The organism is Bradyrhizobium sp. 139, assembly GCF_023074175.1.
GTDB lineage: Bacteria > Pseudomonadota > Alphaproteobacteria > Rhizobiales > Xanthobacteraceae > Bradyrhizobium.
This window is the reverse complement of sequence record NZ_JADPKS010000008.1, coordinates 311,247-334,318: the sequence shown is the minus strand read 5'-3', so window position 1 is coordinate 334,318 and position 23,072 is coordinate 311,247. Positions and strand designations below refer to the sequence as shown.

At 63.7% G+C, this 23,072-nt stretch carries 22 protein-coding genes; 15 read left to right on the top strand and 7 right to left on the bottom strand.

Translation table 11 applies throughout. From position 1 onward, the window contains the following. Positions 1-84: 84 nt before the first annotated feature. Positions 85-222, bottom strand: coding sequence for a hypothetical protein (locus IVA80_RS02515; protein WP_247425313.1), 138 nt, complete (start codon positions 220-222; stop codon positions 85-87). A gap of 290 nt (positions 223-512) precedes the next feature. On the opposite strand from IVA80_RS02515, the gene IVA80_RS02510 reads away from it, so the two are divergent. Then, positions 513-1,844, top strand: a complete 1,332-nt coding sequence (locus IVA80_RS02510) for an Hsp70 family protein (RefSeq protein WP_247425312.1) — start codon at positions 513-515, stop codon at positions 1,842-1,844. Between the two features lie 43 nt (positions 1,845-1,887). Here the strand turns inward: IVA80_RS02510 and IVA80_RS02505 are convergent, their stop codons facing one another. Together IVA80_RS02505 and IVA80_RS02500 are read right to left on the bottom strand one after the other, a co-directional pair. Then, positions 1,888-2,331 carry an SRPBCC family protein gene (locus IVA80_RS02505; RefSeq protein WP_247425310.1) on the bottom strand — a complete coding sequence of 148 codons (444 nt, stop codon included), beginning with the start codon at positions 2,329-2,331 and terminating at the stop codon, positions 1,888-1,890. A 130-nt stretch (positions 2,332-2,461) separates the two neighbouring features. Beyond that, positions 2,462-3,151, bottom strand: coding sequence for a hypothetical protein (locus IVA80_RS02500; protein WP_247425308.1), 690 nt, complete (start codon positions 3,149-3,151; stop codon positions 2,462-2,464). A gap of 659 nt (positions 3,152-3,810) precedes the next feature. On the opposite strand from IVA80_RS02500, the gene IVA80_RS02495 reads away from it, so the two are divergent. The 3 genes from IVA80_RS02495 (at position 3,811) to IVA80_RS02485 (ending at position 4,649) form a co-directional block, all read left to right on the top strand. Continuing rightward, positions 3,811-4,020, top strand: a complete 210-nt coding sequence (locus IVA80_RS02495; RefSeq protein ID WP_028151479.1) for a cold-shock protein — start codon at positions 3,811-3,813, stop codon at positions 4,018-4,020. A gap of 97 nt (positions 4,021-4,117) precedes the next feature. Beyond that, positions 4,118-4,372, top strand: coding sequence for a transcriptional regulator (locus IVA80_RS02490; RefSeq protein ID WP_247425306.1), 255 nt, complete (start codon positions 4,118-4,120; stop codon positions 4,370-4,372). Between the two features lie 43 nt (positions 4,373-4,415). Continuing rightward, positions 4,416-4,649, top strand: a complete 234-nt coding sequence (locus tag IVA80_RS02485; RefSeq protein ID WP_247425305.1) for a hypothetical protein — start codon at positions 4,416-4,418, stop codon at positions 4,647-4,649. A 136-nt stretch (positions 4,650-4,785) separates the two neighbouring features. Here IVA80_RS02485 and IVA80_RS02480 read toward each other — a convergent pair whose 3' ends face one another. The 4 genes from IVA80_RS02480 to IVA80_RS02465 form a co-directional block, all read right to left on the bottom strand. Next, complete coding sequence (locus IVA80_RS02480) at positions 4,786-4,968, bottom strand: hypothetical protein (protein ID WP_247425303.1); 183 nt, start codon at positions 4,966-4,968, stop codon at positions 4,786-4,788. Between the two features lie 491 nt (positions 4,969-5,459). Beyond that, entirely contained in the window at positions 5,460-6,737 is a 1,278-nt protein-coding gene (gene frc, locus IVA80_RS02475; protein ID WP_247425301.1) for a formyl-CoA transferase, read from the bottom strand. Positions 6,738-6,891: 154 nt separating this feature from the next. After that, positions 6,892-8,625 carry an oxalyl-CoA decarboxylase gene (gene oxc, locus IVA80_RS02470; RefSeq protein WP_247425299.1) on the bottom strand — a complete coding sequence of 578 codons (1,734 nt, stop codon included), beginning with the start codon at positions 8,623-8,625 and terminating at the stop codon, positions 6,892-6,894. Between the two features lie 78 nt (positions 8,626-8,703). Beyond that, entirely contained in the window at positions 8,704-9,396 is a 693-nt protein-coding gene (locus IVA80_RS02465; RefSeq protein WP_247425485.1) for a GntR family transcriptional regulator, read from the bottom strand. 349 nt (positions 9,397-9,745) lie between these two features. On the opposite strand from IVA80_RS02465, the gene IVA80_RS02460 reads away from it, so the two are divergent. The 11 genes from IVA80_RS02460 to IVA80_RS02410 all read left to right on the top strand — a co-directional run bounded on the left by IVA80_RS02460 (position 9,746) and on the right by IVA80_RS02410 (position 23,052). Continuing rightward, complete coding sequence (locus IVA80_RS02460) at positions 9,746-11,875, top strand: acetate--CoA ligase family protein (RefSeq protein ID WP_247425297.1); 2,130 nt, start codon at positions 9,746-9,748, stop codon at positions 11,873-11,875. Positions 11,876-12,050: 175 nt separating this feature from the next. Next, positions 12,051-12,893 (top strand): IclR family transcriptional regulator C-terminal domain-containing protein, encoded by an 843-nt coding sequence (locus tag IVA80_RS02455; protein WP_247425484.1) that lies wholly within the window; start codon positions 12,051-12,053, stop codon positions 12,891-12,893. A 115-nt stretch (positions 12,894-13,008) separates the two neighbouring features. Further along, a complete protein-coding gene (locus tag IVA80_RS02450; RefSeq protein ID WP_247425295.1) occupies positions 13,009-13,977 on the top strand; it encodes a tripartite tricarboxylate transporter substrate binding protein in 969 nt (322 codons plus the stop codon). After that, positions 13,974-14,459 (top strand): tripartite tricarboxylate transporter TctB family protein, encoded by a 486-nt coding sequence (locus IVA80_RS02445; protein WP_247425293.1) that lies wholly within the window; start codon positions 13,974-13,976, stop codon positions 14,457-14,459. The genes IVA80_RS02450 and IVA80_RS02445 overlap by 4 nt, the downstream gene beginning before the upstream one ends. After that, positions 14,459-15,958, top strand: a complete 1,500-nt coding sequence (locus IVA80_RS02440) for a tripartite tricarboxylate transporter permease (protein WP_247425292.1) — start codon at positions 14,459-14,461, stop codon at positions 15,956-15,958. The genes IVA80_RS02445 and IVA80_RS02440 overlap by 1 nt, the downstream gene beginning before the upstream one ends. Before the next feature lie 53 nt (positions 15,959-16,011). Further along, positions 16,012-16,812 (top strand): NYN domain-containing protein, encoded by an 801-nt coding sequence (locus tag IVA80_RS02435; RefSeq protein ID WP_247425290.1) that lies wholly within the window; start codon positions 16,012-16,014, stop codon positions 16,810-16,812. A 95-nt stretch (positions 16,813-16,907) separates the two neighbouring features. Further along, positions 16,908-18,710 (top strand): adenine deaminase C-terminal domain-containing protein, encoded by a 1,803-nt coding sequence (locus IVA80_RS02430; protein ID WP_247425288.1) that lies wholly within the window; start codon positions 16,908-16,910, stop codon positions 18,708-18,710. Between the two features lie 151 nt (positions 18,711-18,861). Next, the gene (gene gcl, locus IVA80_RS02425) at positions 18,862-20,652 is read left to right on the top strand and encodes a glyoxylate carboligase (protein WP_247425286.1); all 1,791 of its coding nucleotides are present in this window, start codon (positions 18,862-18,864) and stop codon (positions 20,650-20,652) included. Positions 20,653-20,665: 13 nt separating this feature from the next. Further along, on the top strand, positions 20,666-21,451 hold the full coding sequence (gene hyi / locus IVA80_RS02420) for a hydroxypyruvate isomerase (protein ID WP_247425284.1): 786 nt from the start codon (positions 20,666-20,668) through the stop codon (positions 21,449-21,451). A gap of 213 nt (positions 21,452-21,664) precedes the next feature. Further along, a complete protein-coding gene (locus IVA80_RS02415) occupies positions 21,665-22,567 on the top strand; it encodes a 2-hydroxy-3-oxopropionate reductase (RefSeq protein WP_247425282.1) in 903 nt (300 codons plus the stop codon). A 101-nt stretch (positions 22,568-22,668) separates the two neighbouring features. Then, entirely contained in the window at positions 22,669-23,052 is a 384-nt protein-coding gene (locus IVA80_RS02410) for a DUF1236 domain-containing protein (protein WP_247425280.1), read from the top strand. The last annotated feature ends 20 nt before the right edge of the window (positions 23,053-23,072 follow it).

Here is a 23,072-nt window from a genome sequence, read left to right as displayed (position 1 = left end):
CCGTCCTGCGGGGCCATTCATCAAAAGTAGCATGTGGACGGTCCGGGAACCGACGCGTCGCGCTCGTGGCGCTGGAGGCGTTGGTTACAGGCCGAAGCGGGGCAGATCGCCGTTGTGATTCGAGATCTCGGCGCTCGCCATCAGGAAGCGGTCGACGGCCGCCATGAATCGGGCGAACAGCGAGGCGGTGGGGGCGAACGCGACGGAAGCGGTCTTGGACATCGAAATTCCCTTTCTCGAGACGGCCAGTATTGCTGTCTCGCTTCGAAGGACAATTTATGTATACCAGATGCCACTGTCTACGTATCTCATCGCATAGCAGCATACGCACTCCCGCATTGCAGCATAACGGTGCGTTAAGGCCCGTTCCCGGGCTCTAATTTGCAAAACGGCTGCTGAAGCGGCGCGTTGGGGCGAATTTGCACGGAATCACGGGGCATCCGGCCCTTGGCAGGGCAATTCAAAGCCGGTAGTGGTCTGCCCCCTTTTCCAATCATCTGTCAGAGTGGTTCATGTCGAGCGCTTCGCCCGCCGTCTCGATCGGCATCGATTTTGGGACCAGCAATACGGTCGTCGCCCTCGCGGTGGACGACCGCCGGGTCGAGGCCATCCGCTTCGACCACGGCGGACAACGACACAGCGTCTACGTGTCGGCCCTGTGCTTCTGGGAGGACCGGCCGGGAGCCGGTGCCCAGGCCGAGGGCGGCCCGTGGGCGATCGAGCAGTTCCTCGAAGGCCGCCACGTCTACCGCTTCCTCCAGTCGTTCAAGACCTTCGCTGCGAGCAGCAGCTTCAACACCACCCAGGTGTTCCGGCAGCGCTACAAGTTCGAGGATATTCTGGCGGCGTTCCTGCGAACGCTGGCGCGCCATGGCGGAGACAGGTTCGGCTTCGAGACGTCAACCATCACGGTCGGCCGGCCGGTGCGCTTTGCCGGTGGCAATCCTGACGAGGCGCTGGCGATGCAGCGCTACCGGGCCGCGTTCGAGCGCCTGGGTGCCGGCCACGCGCGCTATGTCTACGAGCCCGTGGGCGCCGCGTTCTCCTTCGCCCGCCGGTTGGAGCGCGATGCCACCGTCCTGGTTGCGGATTTCGGCGGCGGCACCAGCGATTTCTCCGTGATGCGTTTTTCGCGCGTGGGCGGTGCCTTGCGCGCCGAGCCGCTCGGCCATGCCGGCATCGGGATTGCGGGGGACACGTTCGATTACCGCATCGTCGATCACGTCGTCTCGCCGCGGCTGGGCAAGGGTTCCAGCTTCCGCTCGTTCGACAAGGTGCTGCCGGTCCCCGGCGGCCACTACACCAACCTCGCGCGCTGGCATCAACTCGCGCTGATGAAGAGCAACGGCGATCTGCGCGAGCTCCGGGAGCTGTCACGCACCGCGCTGAAGCCAGCTCTGCTCGAGGATTTCATCACCATCGTCGATCTCGACCTCGGCTTTTCGCTGTACCGCGCGGTCTCCGATGCCAAGGTCGCGCTGTCGGCGCAGGATCAGGTCGACTTCCGCTTCAAAGGCGGTGGGGTCGATATCGGCTCGACCATCACACGGAAGAACTTTGAAAGCTGGATTGCCGACGATATCGCCCGGTTAGGCGCTACCGTCGACAAGGTGCTGGGCGAGGCCGGCATCACCGCGCGCGAGGTGGAGAAGGTGTTCTTGACCGGCGGGACCTCGTTTGTGCCTGCCGTCCGAAAACTGTTCGCCGAGCGGTTCGGCAACGAACGATTGATGTCGGGCGACCAGTTCGAGTCGATCGCATACGGCCTCGCTCTGATCGGACACAGTCCCGACCCGGACCGCTGGACCGCTAGCGGCGGCCTCCAGTCGAGGGCGGGCGCGTAAGCTTACGGTCACGCGGCCGTCCTCAACTCCTGCCGGCTTGACGCTATTGGTTGATCTCGGGCTCGACGAGCCTTGCCAGGTTTCGCAGCGATTCCTGCCAGCCGAGATAGCAGGCCTCCGGCGGGATGAGATCAGGGATGCCGGCTTGCGTGATGTCGACCTCGGTGCCGACCGAGACCTTCTTCAGCGTCACGGTCACCTGGATCTCGCCGGGCAGATTGGGGTCGTCGAACTTGTCGGTGTAACGCAGACGTTCGCCCGGGACGAGCTCGAGATATTCGCCGCCGAACGCGTGGCTGTTGCCCGTCGTGAAATTCCGGAACGACATTTTGAACGTGCCCCCGACCTTGGGCTCGAAATGATGCACGGTGCACGTAAAGCCGTTCGGCGGAAGCCATTTCGCCAGCGCATCCGCCTCCAGGAAGGCGCGATAAACTTTTTCCGGGCTGGTCGTCAGAACGCGGTGCAGGCGGACAGTGCTGGGCATGATCGTCATCCTCATGAATCGATGGGCCAGACGCCAGCATCTGTTGCCCATTCATGTCTAGAGGACGATGGAGATACTGCCGATCCGACAGGGCGTCTCGAATTTTTTGAAAGATGACTGGCGAGAGTTGCTAGCCTGCCGCCACGTCCTGCGGCGTCATGGTGAACGCCAGCTTGTAGCAGCCGATCGTCGGATTGCCCCGCGCGCCCGCGGCGAGAAGCGCTGACAGCGAAAGCTGATCGGCGATCACGCGCTCGACTGCATCAGTCTCGTATCCGGAGAGCAGGACGATCCAGTCCGCGGCGCCATCCTTTCCCCGGATCTGCTGTTCGGTCGTGGGTGAGTTCGTTCGCGGTGTGTCGGTCAGGAGGAGGTGGGCGCCCGTCAGTCCCGGCTTCTGCGCCAATGCGCCGAGCGTTTCCGAGAGCTGCGTCTGCAATCCCGCTTCCCGTCCCGTCTCCGGCGAAAGCCTGATGGTGGCGAGCGAAGTTGCAACGCCGCCGCCAAAACTAGCGGCGACGCGGCACTGGCTGCGGACCATGCCGAGATGGTGCGGCATCATCTTGGTCGACCACGGTGTCGGCGCATTGAGCCGGTCGAGATATCCCTTCGACGTGAGCACCTCATATTGCTCCAGCTCGTACAGCACGAAGAAACCTTCAGTGTCCGTCGTGCTGGTCCAGCGCGATCCGCGCCGGAAGCCGGGAATGCTCATCCGCTCCGGAAAATGTTCATGCGAATGCCAATCGCCGAATTCCGTGCGCTGCTCGGGGCGGACGCTCCACCACATCGCGACAGTTGCCTTGCCGAGCAGTGACATGCCGACCTCCTTGTTTCCCGGCAGACGGCTTACAGCAGTGCCGTCGAGAACCAAAGGACTGTTGCGGCCGGGCACAGGCCAGCTTTAGTCTGCACGCCTGGTTAACTGAAGCTACAATTCCGCTATCGTTTTCTCGTTCAACAACTCCTCGAATCCGATCCGGCGCTGTTATGAAGAAGCATTCGCAGATTGGTAGCGGGTCCGGGCAAGTCAAAAGCGGTGCTGGTGATCGAGTCGAATCTGCGCGGTTTTGACATGTTCTGCCAGCGCGCGATCTCTTCGGCCATCCGCCGCTTGAGCGGTTCGGGCGTCAGGCGCGCCTTTCGGCAGGTAGAACGCGAACCAGCTCCTGAAAGACCACAGCTAGCATCAAACCGACGTTTACGATTGCAAAGCTCGCCTCAGACGTCTTGCGGGACTGAATCTTCAAAGTTGAAGATGTTCCGCCGAGCCCCTGAGGCATTAAATCAAATCCCGCCAAGAAATCCCGCCAAGCCTTGCAAATGGGGATGATGTGGTATACGTTGGAGCTGTTCGTTCAGCCGCTGTGCCTTGTTGAATGTGCCCGCGGGCTCCTTTTCCATAGACATCGACGAATTGAATCTGTTCTGCGTGAGTGTGTCATGCGGAATGTGCGCGTATGCGCTTTGGAGAAGAAAATGACGACAGGTACCGTGAAGTGGTTCAACGGCCAGAAGGGCTTTGGATTCATTCAGCCCGACGACGGCGGCAACGATGTGTTCGTTCACATCAGCGCGGTCGAGCGGGCGGGTCTTTCAGGTCTCGCCGAGGGCCAGAAGGTCAACTTCGAGGCCAAGACCGACAAGATGCGGGGTAAAGTCAGCGCAGAGAATCTCTCGCTGGCCTAAGATCCTGGCGCCGTTTCACGGATGTACTGAAACGGCCACGCTGCCCGCTCGATCCCCGGATTGAGCGGGTTTTATCTGTTTTCAGAGTGGGTGAAGTATGAGCGGCAAGAAGTCGGCTGAACCGTCACCCCAAAGCATCGCGCGTACCAACCGTCAGCGTTTGGCTGCCGAGGAGGGAACGCGGGCAATGGCGGACGCCGAAAGGCAGGCCGTCGATGTTCGCAAGAACATGGCGCGGCTTCGCGAACTGCGCCAAGCCAAGGAAGCGGCCGACGCAACTCTTCGCGCGTCGCTACCCGCACCAGCCGAAACGAAGCGCAAGAAGAAAGTGCCGCGTAGTCCGGTCGAATAGCGCGGATGTAACGCCACAGCGAGGGCCGTTCACATGCCGAAGAGTGCGGGTCGTGCCTAGAGATGTGTCGAGCGACGGTCAGACGATTACCTTTTTTCTCGCGCTGGGAGCAGGTCGACAGATGTGCCGTCTTGCGACGACCTTCCTGACGCAGAAGCAGGCCTTCAGCTACCTTCACAGGAACCGGACGGCGTTTGAGCGCATGGCGCGGGCGCAACTCGCGTCGGGGGAACTCGACGACGGGATCGTGGTGCTCACGATGCTTGAGGCTGAATGAGTGCGCTAACATTCGATCGTTTGGTCCGAGCGCTCGGCTTCGGCGGCTCTTCAGGTTGACCAGATCGAAATCGCTAGGTCCGCGGAGAGTGCTTTGCAGTCTCCGAAGTTGAAATGAAATGCGGCACGCAAACTCGCTATTCGGGGCGGCCTCTCGACCTGGCCTCGCGGGCCAATCGTTCGGCTTTCAGGCGTTCGCGATTTTGGTCAAACGACTGTTGCGCCTTCACATAGTCGGTCACCGGCTTCTTGGTGTCGACCTGCTTGAATAGCTTGTTCGCCTCGCGCCGGGCCCGAGACGTAGGTTGATCTTTCAGCATTTCACCCTCGATTTTGAATGAGCGAGATCCGGATAACGCCGGCCACAACGCTCACGTGCGCTCCCTCGCAGGCTGGCGCTGGAAGACTTTTAGCCGCGAGATTTGAGAAGGAAGTCTATCCTTGCCGGCCGAACAGCCAAGGCCCCGGTCATTCACGGTGCCGTCATTGGACGGCGCTTCCCGCCATCTGCGAGCATACCGGTTCAGGGGAATAACCTTCGGCCGTCAGGTCCGTTCCGCGGGACCAGCCTATATTTGGCGCCGGCCGGGCCTTGCCGCTTTTCCGATCGTGCCATCATGCTCCTGTTTTGCCCGACGCGTCAAAAGGATTTTGTAAAATCAGAAATGTCTTTTGGAGCCAGGGAGTTACCTACTGTGCATGGGGTTGTTTTTCAGTTTTCTAGTTTGGCCCTGCGACCGCACGGCTTTTCTGATGCAAAAAGGGCCGCCTGATCAGGCGGCCCTTTCGTCTTGGTTTAAACTAGATCCGCTTATTCCGCGGCCTGCTTCTGCGGCGGGTCGAGCGCGCCGGACTTGTGGATGTCGGCGACCTGGTGATCGCTGAAGCCGAGCACAGTGCGCAGGATTTCGTCGGTGTGCTCGCCGAGCAGCGGGGAGCGCTCGACGTCGCTCGGGGAGTCCGACAGCTTGATCGGGTTGCCGACCGAGATGTACTTGCCGCGGGTCGGGTGATCGACCTCGACCACGGTGCCGGTGGCGCGCAGCGACTGGTCTTCGGCGATCTCCTTCATCGACAGGATCGGGCCGCAGGGAATGTCGTCCTTGTTGAGGATTTCCATCGCCTCGAACTTGGTCTTGGTCATCGTCCACTGTTCGATGCGGCCGAAGATTTCATTGAGGCGCGGCAGGCGCGCCGCCGGCTTGGCGTAGTTCGGATCGGTCTTCCAGGTGGGCTCGCCGATCACGTCGCAGATCTTCTCCCAGACCGGGGCCTGGGTGATGAAGTAGATGTAGGCGTTGGGATCGGTCTCCCAACCCTTGCACTTCAGGATGCGGCCGGGCTGGCCACCGCCGGAATCGTTGCCGGCGCGCGGCACGGCGTCGCCGAACGGAATGCCTTCGCCGAACTGGCTGTATTCCCTGAGCGGACCATGCGCGAGGCGCTGCTGGTCACGCAGCTTGACGCGGGCGAGGTTGAGCACGCCGTCCTGCATCGCGGCGGTGACGCGCTGGCCCTTGCCCGAATGCGTGCGCTGATAGAGCGCGGTGACGATGCCGAGCGCCAGGTGCAGGCCGGTGCCGCTGTCGCCGATCTGCGCGCCGGTGACGAGCGGCAGGCCGTCGCGGAAGCCGGTGGTCGAGGCGGCGCCGCCGGTGCACTGCGCGACGTTCTCATAGACCTTGCAGTCTTCGTACGGTCCGGGGCCAAAGCCCTTGATCGAGGCGACGATCATCTTCGGATTGATCGCCTGAATCTTCTCCCAGGGGAAGCCCATGCGGTCGAGCACGCCGGGGCCGAAGTTTTCGACCAGCACGTCGCACTTCTTGATCAGCTCGGTGAGGACTTCCTTGCCCTTGGGGTTCTTGGTGTCGAGCGTGATCGAGCGCTTGTTGTGGTTGAGCATCGTGAAATACAGGCTGTCCACGTTCGGGATGTCCTGTAGCTGGCCGCGGGTGATGTCACCCACACCCGGACGTTCCACCTTGATCACGTCGGCGCCGAACCATGCCAGCAGCTGCGTGCAGGTCGGTCCGGACTGGACGTGGGTGAAGTCGAGAATGCGAACGCCCTCAAGCGCTTTGGTCATCGTGTTGCTCCTGTTACTCTTCTGTTTTTCGTCATGCCCGCGAAGGCGGGCATCCAGTATTCGCTGAAGGTTCAGTTGGGCCTTAGTGCTCGCCTCAAGGATGTTCGGCGATTACTGGATTCCCCGCCTGCGCGGGGAATGACCCGGCGGTCGATTACTTCTTCTTCTGCAGAACGCTCTGCGGGTTGAGGTTGCCGATGCGGCCGCTCTCCGAGCCCGCGGCCGGATCGATCACCGCATTGATGAGCGTCGGCTTGCCCGAGGCCATCGCCTCGTTGACGGCGCGCTTGAGCTCGTCGGGCGAGGTGGCATTCACGCCGACGCCGCCGAAGGCTTCCATCATCTTGTCGTAGCGCGCGCCCTTGACGAACACGGTCGTCGCCGGATCGGCGTTGACGCTGTTGACGTCGGTGCCGCGATAGATGCCGTCATTGTTGAAGATGACGACACAGATCGGCAAATTGTAGCGGCAGATGGTCTCGACCTCCATGCCGGAGAAGCCGAATGCCGAGTCACCTTCCACCGCGAGCACGGGGTGGCCGGTCTCGAGCGCCGCTGCGATCGCCTGGCCCATGCCGATGCCCATCACGCCCCAGGTGCCGACGTCGAGACGCTTGCGCGGCTTGTACATGTCGATGACGCCGCGGGCGAGGTCGAGCGTGTTGGCGCCCTCGTTGACGAGGATCGCCTCGGGATGCTCCTTGATGACGTTCTTCAGCACGCCGAGCGCACCGTGATAGTCCATCGGCGACTTGTTGTTCATGAGCTTCGGCGCCATCTTGGCGACGTTCTCTTCGCGCTTGGACACAATCGCCTTGGTCCATTCGGCGGGCGGAGCGGTCCAGCCCGAAGCCATGGCCTGATTGAAGGCCGAGACAACCGAGCCGATGTCGCCGACGACGGGGGCGACGATCTCGACGTTGGAGTCCATCTCCCGCGGCTCGATGTCGACCTGGATGAACTTCTTGGGCGCTTCGCCCCAGCTCTTGCCCTTGCCGTGCGAGAGCAGCCAGTTCAGCCGGGCGCCGATCAGCAGCACGACGTCGGATTCTTTCAGCACCGTGGAGCGCGCCGCGCCGGCGCATTGCGGATGCGTGTCGGAGAGGAGGCCCTTGGCCATGCTCATCGGCAGGAACGGGATGCCGCTCGTCTCGACGAACGACTTGATCTCTTCATCGGCCTGCGCGTAGGCCGCGCCCTTGCCGAGAATGATGAGCGGACGTTTTGCACCCTTGAGCACGTCGAGCGCGCGCTTGATCGAGGCAGGCGAGGGGATCTGCGCCGGAGCCGCATCGATCACCTTGACCAGCGACTTCTGGCCGGCATCGGCGTTCATCACCTGGCCGAACAGCTTGGCCGGCAGGTCGAGATAGACGCCGCCCGGACGGCCCGAGACCGCGGCCCGGATCGCGCGGGCAAGACCGATGCCGATGTCCTGGGCGTGCAGCACGCGATAGGCCGCCTTGCACAGCGGCTTGGCAACCGCGAGTTGGTCCATCTCCTCGTAGTCGCCCTGCTGGAGGTCGACGATCTCGCGCTCGGAAGAGCCCGAGATCAGGATCATCGGGTAGCAGTTGGTGGTGGCGTGCGCGAGCGCGGTGAGACCGTTGAGGAAGCCGGGCGCGGAGACGGTCAGGCAGATGCCGGGCTTCTTGGTGAGGAAGCCGGCAATGCCTGCCGCATAACCGGCGTTCTGCTCGTGGCGGAACGAGATCATGCGAATACCGGACGCCTGTGCCATGCGGCCCAAATCCGTGATCGGGATGCCCGGCACATTATAGATGGTGTTGATGCCGTTCAGCTTGAGCGCGTCGATGACGAGATGAAAACCGTCCGTCAATTCCTGCTCGGTGCCCGGTGCTTCGGACTTGGTCGCGGTATTCAGCATGGGCCTTGTCTCCCTGGTCTCAAGATGCCGTTTAGGCTTTGGGGGCGAATGGCTCGCCCTTCTGGTGAACGTTGCTAGTTAAAAGAGTTCCTGACCATGCGCTTCGACGTAAGCGGCAAGGCCAAGCGTGTGGTCGCGGGCCCGCTTCTCGGCGAGTTCGGTATCGCGCGCTTCGAGGGCTTCGATCATGCCGAGATGCTCGGGCAGAGAGGTCGCGGTGCGGTCCTTCCGTCCGATGGTCAGTTGCCGGTAGCCGCGCACGTGCAGCAGCAGGTCGTTGGTGAGATCGACCAGCACGGGCGATTCCGACAGCGAGATCAGCGCCTGGTGGAAGGCGATGTTGGCGCGCGAATATTCCTCGACGTGATCCTCGGGCAGGCGGTCCTTGCCAAAGTCCTTGAAGAAGTCGCGCAGCGCCGTGATGTCTTTCTTGCGGGCGGTGGTGGTGATGAGGCGGGCCGCCATGCTCTCCAGCGCCGCCCAGGCCCGGATCATGTCGACGATCTCGTTCTTGGTCCGGCGCACCACCATGATGCCGCGGCGCGGAACCGTCTTCACAAAACCGTCCTGCTCGAGCATCGCGATGGCTTCGCGGATCGGCGTGCGGCTCACACCCAGGCGTTCGGACAGTGCGCGCTCGTCGAGCATCACCGGCTCGGGCGTCGAGTAGATGTCCATCTTGAGGATGGCTTGCTTCAAGGCGTCATACGCCTTGTTCTTGAAGCTGCTCTCCGGGGCAATACGAACGATTGCGATATCTGCCTCGGCCATGTTCGGCAACGCCTTGGTTGGTTTCCGCAGTGACACGACGAATCTCCTCCAGGTGGGAGTCGTCTTTTACAGGATTATTAACGGGAAAGTTTTTGGCATACCAAATGCCAGGATGTCAAGCTGCCTATTTTTTGCAGCGTTCTAAGCCATGCAGCAGCTTGACAAGTTGGCTTCTGGCATACCAAATGCCATCGCCAGCCATTTTCGATCCAAAACCGCGGATTAATGTCGGCTTTGTGCCACTCCGTTCCGCGACGTGGAACAGAGCGCCGCGAATGGCAAGGCATCACTAGCAGCCGCAACACGCGCGCGCTTTGAAAAGAACGAACCGAGTCATGGGAGAAGCCACATGTCCAATTCCAAAGATGCCGTCCGCAAAGTGCTCGACCAGGTCAAGGCGGACAACCGCACCAGCCTGACGGCGCCGGAGGGCAAGCTGGTCTGTGACGCCTACGGCATTCCGGTGCCGAAGGAAGGCGTGGCGAAGTCGGCGGGCGAAGCCGGCAAGATGGCGTCCTCGATGGGCTTCCCGGTGGTCATGAAGATCGTCTCGCCGGACATTCTCCACAAGACCGAAGCCGGCGGCGTCATCGTGGGCCTCAAGACGGCCGAGGATGCCGAGAGGGCCTACGAGACCATTCTGTCCAACGCAAAGAAATATAAGGCCGATGCCAAGATCGAGGGCGTCCAGGTGCAGCAGATGCTGGCCGGCGGCACCGAAGTCATCGTCGGCTCGATCACCGACGGCTCGTTCGGCAAGCTGGTCGCCTTCGGCCTCGGCGGCGTGCTGGTCGAGGTGTTGAAGGACATCACGTTCCGCCTCGCGCCCGCGACCAAGGAAGACGCGCTGTCGATGCTCGACGGCATCCAGGCGCATGAGATCTTGAAGGGCGTGCGCGGCGGCAAGCCGGTGAACCGCAACGCGCTCGCCGATGTCATTGTCAAGGTCTCGCAGCTCGTCACCGATTTCCCCGAAATGGTCGAGCTCGACCTCAACCCGGTGTTCGCGACGGCCAGGGACGCGATCGCCGCCGACGTCCGCATCGTCGTCGACTTCGCCTACAAGCCCAAGCCGAAGCCGCGCCCGACCGAAGAGATCGTCGCGGCCATGAGCCGCATCATGCAGCCCAAGGCGGTCGCCGTGGTCGGGGCTTCCGCCGAAGACGGCAAGATCGGCAACTCCGTGATGAAGAACCTCATCAACGGCGGCTACAAGGGCGATATCTATCCGATCCATCCCAAGGCCGCCGAGATCCTTGGCTACAAAGCCTACAAGAGCGTCAAGGACGTGCCGGGTGTGATCGACACTGCCGTGTTCGCGATCCCCGCGAAGTTCGTGGCCGCGGCGCTCACCGAATGCGGTGAGAAGAAAATCCCGGGCGCAGTGCTGATCCCGTCGGGCTTTGCTGAAGCCGGTGCGCCGGAATTGCAGGCCGAGATCGTCGAGGTCGGCAAGAAGTACGACATCCGCCTGATGGGGCCGAACATCTACGGCTTCTATTACACCCCGGCCAATCTCTGCGCGACCTTCTGCACGGCTTACGACGTCAAGGGCCACGCGGCGCTGTCGTCGCAGTCGGGCGGCATCGGCATGGCCATCATCGGTTTTTCGCGCTCCGCGAAGATGGGCGTGTCGGCGATCGTCGGCCTCGGCAACAAGTCCGATATCGACGAGGACGATCTGCTCGCCTTCTTCGAGCAGGACCCGAACACGAACCTGATCGCGCAGCACTGCGAAGACCTCAAGGACGGCCGCGCTTTTGCGGAAGCGGCAAAGCGCGTCTCCAAGAAGAAGCCGGTCGTCGTGCTCAAGGCCGGCCGCACCTCGGCCGGTGCGAAGGCGGCCTCCTCGCACACCGGCGCGCTCGCCGGCAACGACAAGATCTACGAGGACGTTCTGGCGCAGTCCGGCGTGATCCGCGCTCGCTCGCTTCGCCAACTGCTCGAATTCGCCCGCGGCGTGCCGGTGCTGCCGACGCCGAAGGGCGAGAACGTGCTGATCATCACGGGTGCCGGCGGCTCGGGCGTGCTGCTGTCGGACTCCTGCGTCGACAACGGTCTGTCGCTGATGTCGATGCCGCCGGATCTGGATGCGGCCTTCCGCAAGTTCATCCCGCCGTTCGGCGCGGCCGGAAATCCTGTGGATATCACCGGCGGCGAGCCGCCGATCACCTACGTCAACACGGTGAAGCTCGGCCTGTCCGACGAGCGCATCCATTCGCTGATCCTCGGCTACTGGCACACCATCGTCACGCCGCCGATGGTGTTCGCCCGCAACATGGTCGAGGTGAAGAAGGAGATGGAGGCCAAGGGCTTCGTGAAACCGATCGTGGCCTCGCTCGCCGGCGACGTCGAAGTCGAGGAAGCCGCCGAATATCTCTATCAGAACGGCATCCCGGCCTATGCCTACTCGACCGAGTTGCCGGTCGAGGTCCTGGGCGCCAAGTACAAGTGGGCGCGCGGAGCAGGGCTGCTCTGAGCTTGCGTTCGCCTCTCCCCGCGTGCGGGGAGAGGCCGAATTCGAGCAATGCTCGAATTCGGGTGAGGGGGAGCTTCCGCGAGTCTGACTGTCACCGTCCCCGCGGAGGCTCCCCCTCACCCTGACCCTCTCCCCGCAAGCGGGGAGAGGGGAGGAAAGGCAAATGCAGGTCGCGATGAGCAAGAACGTGATCCGGCGCAAACCGCTCGAGCCTCGGTCTCCATCGGAGGCCGACCAAGACGCGCGCGACGGCGGCGTGCAGTCCGTCGACCGCGCGCTGTCGATCCTCGAAACGCTGGCGGAGGATGACGGAGGCTATCGCCTCAGCGACCTCGCCGTTCGCACCGGGCTCTCCGCCTCGACAGTGCACCGCCTGCTCGCGACATTGGAAAGCCGCCGCTTCGTGCAATTCGACCGTGCCGAATCCAAATGGCACGTCGGCGTGCGCAGCTTCACGGTGGGCGCGAGCTTTGCGCGGCGGCGCAATTTCAGCACCCAGGCCATTCCCTATTTGCGCAAGCTGCGCGATCTCACCCGCGAGACGGCCAATCTCGCCGTCGTCGACGACGAATTCATCATCGTGCTGACCCGCATGGAGAGCCGCGAGATCATGCGCTCGCTGACCCAGGTCGGGGGTCGCGTCGCCATGGTGACGTCAGGCGTCGGCAAGGCAGTGCTCGCGACCTATTCGGACGAGGACGTTGGCGCGGTCATCCGCCATCACGGCATGCCCCGCCTGACCGAGAAGTCGATCGTGCGGCCGAGCGACCTGTTCAAGGAGCTCGGGAAGATCCGCAAGCAGGGCTACGCGCTCGACGATGAAGAGGCTTGCATGGGCCTGCGCTGTATTGCCGCGGTGGTCTACAATGACTGCGCCGAGCCGCTCGCTGCGATTTCCGTCTCCGGCATGACCAGCCGCCTGACCGACGACAGACTGCCGGAAATCGGCCAAATCGTGCGCGAGGTTGCCGGTGAGCTGACGGCCGCGCTCGGCGGGGTGATGCCGAAGTCCCGCTGACAGGAAACCTGGGCGCCGTCGCTGGACAGCATCGGCCGTTTTGGCTGATATGCGACCAAACGACACAATGCGGCAGCTAATCAATGGCGTCCGCACGAGCCTGGAGAATGCCCCCATGTTTCAATTCCCCACGCGCCTTGTCGGCGCAGCCGTCGCGCTGACCCTTGCGGCAGCTACACCGATCTTTGCCCAGCAACTCGAGCTCAAGCTGATGGCGCCGGCGGCCCCAGGCGGTGGCTGGGACCAGACTGCGCGCTCGATGCAGCAGGCGCTGGTTGCGGCGGGCGTCGCGCGCAGCGTGCAGGTCACCAACGTTCCCGGCGCGGGTGGCAGCATCGGCATCGCGCAGTTCGTCAATGGCGCCAAGGGCGACGGCAACCAGTTGATGGTCAACGGCTTCGTCATGGTGGGCGCGCTCGCCATGAACAAATCGCCGGTGACGCTCGAGCAGGTGACGCCGATCGCGCGCCTTACCGAGGAAATCCAGGTGATCGTGGTGCCGGCGAACTCGCCGATCAAGACTGCGCAGGATCTGGCCGCCGCGGTGAAGGCTGATATCGCCAAAGTGACCTTCGCCGGCGGTTCGGCCGGCGGCGTCGACCATGTGATGGCGGCGTTGTTCGCTGGTGCCGTCGGCGCCGACGCGAAGAAGATCAACTACATTCCGTTCTCCGGCGGCGGCGAGTCGCTGGCGGCGATCCTCGGCGGCAAGGTCACCGCAGGCATTTCGGGGCTGAGCGAATATGAAGGGCAGATCAAGTCCGGCAAGCTGCGCGCGATCGGCGTGACCTCGGAGAAGCGCATCCCAGGCAGCGACATCCCGACCTTCAAGGAGCAGGGCATCGATCTCGTGATCGCCAACTGGCGCTCGGTGGTCGCGCCTCCCGGCATCACGCCGGAGCAGCGCAAGACGCTGAGCGATGCGGTCGAGAAGATGGTGAAGTCGGACGCCTGGAAGGAGATCCTCAAGCAGAAGGGCTGGGAGGACGCCTATCTCGGCGGCGACGCCTTCGCCGACTTCCTGAAGAAGGAGACCGTGCGCGTCACCGACGTGCTGAAATCGGTCGGCCTGGTCAAGTCATGACCTCAGGCGATCCCGTCCAGCCGCCGCGGCGCGTCGATCGCGCCGGCATCGTCATCGCTGTATTGCTCGCGGTGATCGCCGTGGTGCTGGTCTGGGACGCGCGCGGCCTGCAATCCACCGCGATGTACGGGATGGGGCCGGAAGCCATGCCGGTCCTGGTCGCCTCCGGCCTGGCGCTGCTCGCGGTCGGCAATTTCGTCGACGCGCTGCGCGGCAACCTGCCGGCGCGAGAGAGCGCTGATCCCGTGCCTGTGGTTTTGATCCTCATTGGACTTGCGCTGCTGATCGGCGTCATCGGCTTCGGCGGTGGCTTCATCCTGGCCACGTCTGCGCTGTTCGTCACGACGTCGGCGGCCTTTGGGCGCCGCGCCATCCTGGTCGATTGCGCGATCGCCCTCGTGATGTCGACCCTGATTTATCTCGCGTTCGACCGGCTGTTGACGTTGAGCCTTCCGAGCGGCCCCCTGGAGCGGCTGCTGTGATGGACACCTTTGCCGCGCTGGCGCATGGCATGGCGGTCGCCGTCGAGCCGATGAATCTGCTCTATGCCCTGATCGGCGTGTTCCTTGGCACGGCCGTGGGCGTGCTGCCCGGCATCGGCCCGGCGTTGACGGTCGCGCTGCTGCTGCCGGTGACCTACAAGCTCGACCCCGGCGGTTCGCTGATCATGTTCGCCGGGATCTATTATGGCGGCATGTATGGCGGCTCGACCACCGCGATCCTGATCAACACGCCCGGCGAGAGCGCCTCGATGGCGACCGCGCTCGAAGGCAACAAGATGGCCAAGGCCGGCCGCGGCGGGCCGGCGCTTGCGACATCCGCGATCGGCTCCTTCGTCGCCGGCACCATCGCCACCATCGGACTGGCCTTTCTCGCGCCGTGGCTGGTCGATTTCGCCGTGCGCTTTGGCCCAGAGGATTACTTTGCGCTGATGTGCGTCGCCTTCGTCACGGTGTCGGCGACCTTCGGAGATTCCCCGATCCGCGGTCTGACCAGCCTGTTCATTGGCCTGACGCTCGGTCTGATCGGCATCGACAAGCTGACTGGTCAGGCGCGGCTTGCGTTCGGCGTCCCCGAACTGCTCGACGGCGTCGAGGTGACGACGCTTGCGGTTGGCCTGTTCGCGGTGGGCGAGGCGCTCTACGTCGCATCGCGCCGCCACCACACCGAGGAGAAGCTCGAGCCGGTGCGCGGCTCGCTCTGGATGACAAAAGAAGACTGGAAGCGGTCGTGGAAGCCGTGGCTGCGCGGCACCATGTTCGGCTTCCCGATCGGCGCGCTGCCCGCGGGCGGCGCCGAGATTCCGACCTTTCTCTCCTATTCCGCTGAGAAGCGGCTCACAAAACATCCGGAAGAATTCGGCAAGGGCGCCATCGAAGGCGTTGCGGGACCGGAAGCCGCCAACAATGCCTCCGCCGCCGGCACGCTGGTGCCGCTGCTGACCTTGGGGCTGCCGACGTCGGCAACGGCCGCGATGATGCTGGCGGGCTTCCAGCAATATGGCCTCAACCCGGGGCCGCTGCTGTTCGCCGAGCGGCCCGACCTGGTGTGGGGCCTGATTGCAAGCCTGTTCATCGCCAATGCGATGCTGCTGGTGCTCAACCTGCCGCTGGTCGGCCTGTGGGTGCGGCTGCTCGCGATCCCGCAGCCGTGGCTCTATGCCGGCATCCTCGTCTTCGCGACGATGGGCACCATCGCCGCAAAGCCGTCGGTGGTCGAACTGTCGATGCTGGCCGGCTTTGGTGTGCTCGGCTTTCTGATGCGCCGGTTCGATTTTCCGATCGCGCCCGTCGTCGTCGGCCTGATCCTCGGCCCGATCGCCGAGAGCCAGCTGCGCCGCGCGCTCGCGATCAGCCTCGGTGATCCCATGACGCTGGTCCAGAGCCCGATCTCGGCGACGCTGCTCGGCATTGCGCTGGTTGCGCTGTTGGCCCCATTCGTGCTGAAGGGGATGGGGCGCTTCAAGGCGAGCGAGGACTAGCCGTCCCAACGCACTTGTCTTCCAGTGCCGCGTCCATGTCGTGGGGAACCGCCATGCCTTCCGAGCTCCGTTCGCCCCGTCTTGCGGTTCTGATTGATGCCGACAACGCCTCCGCGAAGATCGCGGACGGACTGTTCGAAGAGATTGCCAAAATCGGCGAGGCCAGCGTTCGGCGCATCTATGGCGACTTCTCCAGCGCCAGATCCAGGGCCTGGGCCGACATCCTGTCCAAACACGCCATCATCCCGCAGCAGCAGTTCGCCTATACGACGGGAAAGAATGCCTCCGACATCACGCTGGTCATCGACGCGATGGACCTGCTTCACAGCGGCCGGTTCGACGGCTTCTGCCTGGTCTCGTCCGACAGCGACTTTACCCGTCTGGCTGCCCGCATCCGGGAGCAGGGCATCGACGTTTTTGGGTTCGGCGAGCAGAAAACACCGGAAAGCTTCAGGCAGGCCTGCCGCAGATTCGTCTACACGGAGAACCTGCTTGCCGGAACGGCGAATACGCAGGATGCCGCCTCGAGGTCCACATCGCTTCAGCCGCCTGATGCAGCGACCCCCATTATCAAGAAGGTCATCACCCAAATGGAGAGCGAGGACGGCTGGGTCGCTCTGGGGGAAGTCGGCCGGCAGCTTGCCAATCTCGCTTCCGATTTCGATCCGCGGACGTTCGGCTTCCGCAAGCTGAGCGATCTCGTGCGGAAGACAAATTCCTTCGAGATCGATGAGCAGAAGGGGAGGTCGATGCGGATTCGGGTCAAGCCCGCTGCCGCACCGGCCCCAACAAGGCGAAACTCGCGCAGACCTGCAAGATCAGGGGCGGCAGGCGACTCGCCGCCTAAGGCGTAAGCAGGGCGTGCCGTTATATTTGAGATATTTGAGCTTGCCCGGCTTGGCGCAGGGCGTAACCATCGCTCGGCCGTAACGCCCACGCGAGGGTCCCGATGACCAAACTTACCCGCTTCGTCGTCGCACCGCTGCACTCGATGACCCGGCGTCTGGCCGATGTCGCCTCCGCGCGTCTCGCGCCTGATCTCGTCGTCACCGGCGCGCGGGTGCTCTCGACCTATTCGGAGCGCATCCATCCCGATCGGGAAGTCTGGATCACGGGCGGCCGCATCGCCGCGGTGAAGCCGGCCGGGGCGGCGAAGAAGGTTTGGAGCGATGTGCCGCTCTACGACGCCGCCGGCGGCATCATCGCTCCGGGGCTGGTCGATCCGCACATCCACATCGAATCCTCCATGGTGACAGCCTGTGCCTATGCGGAGGCTGCGCTCCTCAACGGCACCACCACGATCTTCTGCGACAGCCACGAGATCGGCAACGTCATGGATGTCGCCGGCGTGGAGGCGATGCTGGAGGACGCCCGCGAGGCGCCGCTCTCGATCTTCCTGACTGTGCCGAGCACCGTTCCGGCCACGTCGGCGGAGCTGGAGACCGCGGGCGGCGACCTCACGCCGGACAAGATCGCCGGCTTGTTCGACCGCTGGCCCGAAGCCGTCGCGCTCGGCGAGAAGATGGATTTTGTGCCTGTGACGATGGGCGACGAGCGCAGCCATGCCATCCTCGCCGCAGCCTTGAAGCGCGGGCGTCCGGTGTCTGGTCACGTCTACGGCCGCGAATTCGTCGCGGCCTATGCGGCGAGCGGCGTCACCGACACCCATGAGGCGATCGACCGTGACATCGCCGACGACCTGCTCGATGCCGGCGTCTGGGTTTTCCTGCGTGGCGGCCCGCCGACCACGCCCTGGCACTCGCTGCCGCAGGCGATCCGCACCATCACCGAGCTCGGCGCATCCCACAAGCGCACGGCCGTGTGCACCGATGACCGCGACGCCGACGACCTGCTTCTGTTCGGCCTGGACTGGGTGGTGCGCGAAGCCGTGAAGGCGGGAATGTCGCCCGAACAAGCGTGGTCGATGGGCTCGCTGCATGGCGCGGCGCGCTTCGGCATGGACGGCGACATCGGCGGGCTCGGCGGCGGCCGCCGCGCCGATCTCGTGCTGATGGACGATCAGCTCAAGCCGCAATGCACCTGGTATGGCGGCGAGCTCGTGGTCGAACGCGGCAGGATCACGCCACGGCTCGACCAGGCCCTGTCGCAGCGCTATCAATATCCGAAGGCGGCGTACGGCACGGTAAAACTGCCGGAGAAGGTCAAGCTCACGCCGGAGCTGCCGGTCGCGGCCTGCACCGTCAATGCGATCAAGACCGCGCTGCCCGGCATCACACTGATCCATGAGAAGGTAAAGATCGAACCCGCGAAGGATTGGCCGGAATTGTTTGCGCGCTACGGCCTGTGCTTCGTCACGGTGGTCGAGCGCCATGGCAAATCCGCCGGCAATGTCGCCCATGGCCTGCTGAAGGACTTCGGCCTGAAGCGTGGCGCGGTCGCTTCCAGCGTCGGGCACGACAGCCATAATATCATCATCGCCGGCACCAACGAGGGCGACATGCAGGTGGCGATCGCTGCGATCAAGGAGAGACAGGGCGGCGTCTGCGTCGTCGCCGAGGGCAAGGTGAGGGCGCTGGTCCCGCTGCCAATCGCGGGACTCTTGTCCGACAAGCGAGTCACGGACGTCGCCGAAGAGGTCAAGGTGCTGAAGAAGCAATGGGCGGAGGCCGGCTGCACCATCCCCTACATGGGCTTCAACCTGATTCCGCTATCGGTCATTCCGGAAATTCGCCTCACCGACAAGGGCCTCGTGCTGGTGCCGCAGATGGAGCTGGCGCCGCTGTTCGAGTAATCGGCTTTCACGCAGATGTCGATCTAACCGCTTGAGACCGCCGCGCTTTTTCCGCGGCTGCCACATCGTGGAAAATAAAATCGATGTCGTTGAGATCGCATCTCGCCCGTCCGATGATCTCGCTCGCTGATGCAACCGAGCGAGGTCCGATATGGCGAAGATGCGAGCCGTCGATGCTGCCGTGCGAATTCTGGAGAAGGAGGGCATCTCCACCGCCTTCGGCGTTCCCGGGGCCGCGATCAATCCGCTTTACTCGGCGCTGAAGAAGCGCGGCTCGATCCGCCATATCCTGGCGCGTCATGTCGAGGGCGCTTCCCACATGGCGGAAGGCTATACGCGGGCCAAGGCCGGCAATATCGGCGTCTGCATTGGCACGTCGGGACCGGCCGGTACCGACATGATCACCGGGCTCTATTCGGCGATCGCCGATTCCATTCCGATCCTCTGCATCACCGGCCAGGCGCCGCGCGCGCGGCTCTACAAGGAAGATTTCCAGGCCGTCGATATCGAGTCGATCGCAAAGCCCGTGACGAAATGGGCTGTGACGGTGCGTGAGCCGGCGCTGGTGCCGCGGGTGTTCAGCCAGGCCTTTCACGTCATGCGCTCTGGCCGGCCTGGGCCGGTGCTGATCGATATGCCGCTCGACGTGCAACTTGCCGAGATCGAGTTCGACGACGAGACCTATGAGCCGCTGTCGGTCTATAAGCCCACCGCGACCCGCAAGCAGGTCGAGAAGGCGCTGGAGATGCTGAACGCGGCTGAGCGCCCGCTGATCGTGGCCGGCGGCGGCGTGATCAACGCTGATGCATCGGAATTGCTGGTGGAGTTCGCCGAGATCGTCAACGTCCCGGTCGTGCCGACCCTGATGGGGTGGGGCGCGATCCCCGACGACCACGTTCTGATGGCCGGCATGGTCGGCCTTCAGACCAGTCACCGCTACGGCAACGCCACGATGCTCGAGTCCGATTTCGTGCTCGGCATCGGCAATCGCTGGGCCAACCGACATACCGGCTCGGTCGAGACCTACACCAAGGGCCGCAAATTCGTACATGTCGACATCGAGCCGACCCAGATCGGGCGCGTCTTCAATCCGGATCTCGGCATCGTCTCGGATGCGAAGGCCGCGCTCGAGCTCTTCGTCGCTGTCGCCAGGGAGTGGCGCCGGTCAGGCAGGTTGCGCGAGCGCCGGGCGTGGCCCGCGGCCTGCCGCGATCGCAAGAAGACGATGCTGCGCAAGAGCCATTTCGACAACGTCCCGATCAAGCCGCAGCGCGTCTATGAGGAGATGAACAAGGCCTTCGGCCGCGACACCGCCTATGTCACCGTGATCGGCCTGTCGCAGATCGCTGGCGCGCAGTTTTTGGGCGTCTACAAGCCGCGCAACTGGATCAATGCCGGGCAGGCGGGCCCGCTCGGCTGGACACTGCCCGCTGCGCTCGGCGTGCGTGCGGCATGCCCGGATCGCGAGATCGTCGCGCTGTCGGGCGATTACGACTTCCAGTTCCTGATCGAGGAGCTCGCGGTCGGAGCGCAGTTCAATCTGCCCTACATCCACGTCGTCGTGAACAATTCCTATCTCGGTCTGATCCGCCAGGCCCAGCGTGGTTTCGACATGGATTATCACGTCCAGCTCTCGTTCGAGAACATCAACGCACCCGAGCTCGGCGGCTACGGCGTCGACCACGTCGCCGTCGCCGAAGGCCTTGGTTGCAAGGCGATCCGCGTCACCGATCCCAAGGATACGCAGGCGGCGTTTGCGACCGCGCGCGAATTGATGGCCAAGCACCGCGTGCCTGTGGTGGTCGAGTTCATTCTCGAACGCGTCACCAACATCGCCATGGGCACGGAGATCGACAACATCGTCGAGTTCGAGGAGGTGCTGGATCTGCCGCTCGACGAGGTCGGAAGCGTGCGGTCTGGCGTGCTTCAGCCGGCGGAATAGGGAGGACAGCATCATGCCGAAATTTGCCGCCAACCTCACCATGCTCTTCAACGAGATGCGCTTTACCGACCGCTTCGCTGCGGCGAAAGCGGCAGGTTTTTCCGGGGTCGAGTATCTCTTCCCCTATGATTTCGACAAGGCGCTGCTGCGCGAGCAGCTCGATGCCCATGGGCTCACGCAGGTGCTTCACAATCTGCCGGCGGGCAACTGGGCGGCGGGCGAGCGCGGCATCGCGATCCTGCCCGGTCGCGTCGGTGAATTTCGCGACGGCGTGTTCCGTGCCATCGACTATGCCAAGGCGCTCGATTGCGAGCAGCTCAATTGCCTCGTGGGTATCGCGCCTCCCGATGCCGATCCGCGCGAGCTAAACGAGACGCTGGTTGGCAACCTTCGCTTTGCCGCCTCGACGCTGGCGCGGGAGAACATCAAGCTCCTGATCGAGCCGATCAACACGCTCGATATTCCCGGCTTCTACCTCAATGGCACCGAGCAGGCGGTGCAGCTCATCTCCGGGGTGCGGTCGAACAATCTGTTCATCCAGTACGACATCTACCACATGCAGATCATGGAGGGCGATCTCGCCCGCACCATGCAGGAATACCTTCCCCAGATCGCGCATATCCAGCTCGCCGACAATCCCGGCCGCCACGAACCCGGCACCGGCGAGATCAACTATCCCTTCCTGTTCCGCCACCTCGACGCGATCGGCTATCGCGGCTGGGTCGGCTGTGAATACAAGCCGCGCACCACGACGCTAGAAGGCCTGTCCTGGCATGCGGCGCAGACATTCGAGACCTGAGGAAGAGACAACGGCAGTGCGCTCCCTCTCCCGCTTGCGGGAGAGGGCTGGGGTGAGGGTGCTTCCGCGATGGGGCTCGCGAGATGTGCGGAAGCAATCCCAACGCGGATAGAACCCTCACCCGGCACTGCGTGCCGACCTCTCCCGCATGCGGGAGAGGTGCATTGAGCCCGTGGATGAATTTAGCCAGTACAACTGAGAGAAAATCAAACCATGATCGACATCGGATTCATCGGGCTTGGCACCATGGGACGGCCGATGGCCGGCCATCTGCTTGCGGCAGGCCATCGCGTTCTCCTGCACGATGTCGCGCCAGTCGCGCCAGAGCTGATCGCGGCCGGCGGCGTCGCCTGCAAGTCAGCCAGGGAGGTCGCGGAGGAGGCGGATGTCTTCATCATCATGGTGCCGGATACGCCGCATGTGGAGGCCGTGCTGTTCGGCAAGGACGGCGTTGCGAGCGGTATCTCCAAGGGCAAGATCGTCGTCGACATGAGCTCGATCTCGCCGTTGGCGACGAAGGACTTCGCCAGGAAGATCGAGGCGCTGGGCGCCGACTATCTCGACGCGCCGGTGTCGGGCGGCGAGGTCGGCGCCAAGGCGGCAAGCCTCACCATCATGGTGGGCGGGCCCGAGCGCGCCTTCAACACCATGAAGCCGATCTTCGACAGGATGGGCAAGAACGTCACCCGCGTGGGCGCCAATGGCGACGGGCAGACTACGAAGGTGGCCAACCAGATCATCGTCGCGCTCACGATCGAAGCGGTGAGCGAGGCGCTGCTGTTCGCGTCGAAAGCGGGCGCCGATCCCGCGCTGGTGCGGCAGGCGCTGATGGGGGGCTTTGCCTCGTCACGGATTCTGGAAGTGCATGGCGAGCGCATGGTGAAGCGGAATTTCGATCCGGGGTTTCGCATCGAGCTGCACCAGAAGGATCTCAACCTCGCGCTTGAAGGTGCACGCGCGCTCGGCCTGTCGTTGCCGAGCACGGCGGTGGCACAGCAGTTGTTCTCAGCCTGCACCGCGCATGGCGGCAAAGGCTGGGATCACTCGGCGATGGTGCGGGCGCTGGAACTGATGGCGGGGCACGAGATCGCCGCGGCCGGAACTGTTACGCGGTAAGGATTTCCAGTGTCGTGACGTGCCTTTCGGCGTGGCGGAACCGGAACAATGGTCCGGCGCCGCGGTTGAAGGCGTACAGCAATCATTGGAGACATGAGCACATGAAAACCCGTCTTGCGATTTCGTTGGCTGCCGCGTCGCTGCTGGCGTCGAGTGCAGCCTTTGCTCAGTCGACGACCGCCCAGGGCGCGGCGGACGGCGCGCGCGCGGGTGGCGACATCGGTGGCCCGGTCGGCGCGATGGTCGGCGGCACTGTCGGTGCGGCCGTCGGCGCCGGCCTCGAAATTCCGAATGCGGTGCTGGGCGGAATTCCGCGCGACGATTCCGTCGTGATCCACGAGCGCGTCGTGGTCGGCGAGCCGCTGCCGCCGACCGTGGTGCTGCGCCCCGTGCCGAACTACACGGAGTATCGCTACGCGGTCGTGAACGATCGCCGCGTCATCGTCGAACCGCGCACGCGCCGCGTTGTCAAGATCATCGACTGATCGAGAAGAGGGTAAAGACT

Excerpts from the sequence above, each read along its gene's own strand:
- IVA80_RS02495 (WP_028151479.1), top strand. The coding sequence starts at position 3,811 with ATGACGACAGGTACCGTGAAGTGGTTCAACGGCCAGAAGGGCTTTGGA.
- IVA80_RS02430 (WP_247425288.1), top strand. The coding sequence starts at position 16,908 with ATGACCAAACTTACCCGCTTCGTCGTCGCACCGCTGCACTCGATGACC.
- IVA80_RS02455 (WP_247425484.1), top strand. The coding sequence starts at position 12,051 with ATGAGCAAGAACGTGATCCGGCGCAAACCGCTCGAGCCTCGGTCTCCA.
- IVA80_RS02445 (WP_247425293.1), top strand. The coding sequence starts at position 13,974 with ATGACCTCAGGCGATCCCGTCCAGCCGCCGCGGCGCGTCGATCGCGCC.
- IVA80_RS02515 (WP_247425313.1), bottom strand. The coding sequence starts at position 222 with ATGTCCAAGACCGCTTCCGTCGCGTTCGCCCCCACCGCCTCGCTGTTC.
- hyi (WP_247425284.1), top strand. The coding sequence starts at position 20,666 with ATGCCGAAATTTGCCGCCAACCTCACCATGCTCTTCAACGAGATGCGC.
- IVA80_RS02490 (WP_247425306.1), top strand. The coding sequence starts at position 4,118 with ATGAGCGGCAAGAAGTCGGCTGAACCGTCACCCCAAAGCATCGCGCGT.
- IVA80_RS02415 (WP_247425282.1), top strand. The coding sequence starts at position 21,665 with ATGATCGACATCGGATTCATCGGGCTTGGCACCATGGGACGGCCGATG.
- IVA80_RS02435 (WP_247425290.1), top strand. The coding sequence starts at position 16,012 with ATGCCTTCCGAGCTCCGTTCGCCCCGTCTTGCGGTTCTGATTGATGCC.
- oxc (WP_247425299.1), bottom strand. The coding sequence starts at position 8,625 with ATGCTGAATACCGCGACCAAGTCCGAAGCACCGGGCACCGAGCAGGAA.
- IVA80_RS02500 (WP_247425308.1), bottom strand. The coding sequence starts at position 3,151 with ATGTCACTGCTCGGCAAGGCAACTGTCGCGATGTGGTGGAGCGTCCGC.
- IVA80_RS02410 (WP_247425280.1), top strand. The coding sequence starts at position 22,669 with ATGAAAACCCGTCTTGCGATTTCGTTGGCTGCCGCGTCGCTGCTGGCG.
- IVA80_RS02480 (WP_247425303.1), bottom strand. The coding sequence starts at position 4,968 with ATGCTGAAAGATCAACCTACGTCTCGGGCCCGGCGCGAGGCGAACAAG.
- IVA80_RS02450 (WP_247425295.1), top strand. The coding sequence starts at position 13,009 with ATGTTTCAATTCCCCACGCGCCTTGTCGGCGCAGCCGTCGCGCTGACC.
- gcl (WP_247425286.1), top strand. The coding sequence starts at position 18,862 with ATGGCGAAGATGCGAGCCGTCGATGCTGCCGTGCGAATTCTGGAGAAG.
- IVA80_RS02465 (WP_247425485.1), bottom strand. The coding sequence starts at position 9,396 with ATGGCCGAGGCAGATATCGCAATCGTTCGTATTGCCCCGGAGAGCAGC.
- IVA80_RS02505 (WP_247425310.1), bottom strand. The coding sequence starts at position 2,331 with ATGCCCAGCACTGTCCGCCTGCACCGCGTTCTGACGACCAGCCCGGAA.
- IVA80_RS02510 (WP_247425312.1), top strand. The coding sequence starts at position 513 with ATGTCGAGCGCTTCGCCCGCCGTCTCGATCGGCATCGATTTTGGGACC.
- IVA80_RS02460 (WP_247425297.1), top strand. The coding sequence starts at position 9,746 with ATGTCCAATTCCAAAGATGCCGTCCGCAAAGTGCTCGACCAGGTCAAG.
- IVA80_RS02440 (WP_247425292.1), top strand. The coding sequence starts at position 14,459 with ATGGACACCTTTGCCGCGCTGGCGCATGGCATGGCGGTCGCCGTCGAG.
- frc (WP_247425301.1), bottom strand. The coding sequence starts at position 6,737 with ATGACCAAAGCGCTTGAGGGCGTTCGCATTCTCGACTTCACCCACGTC.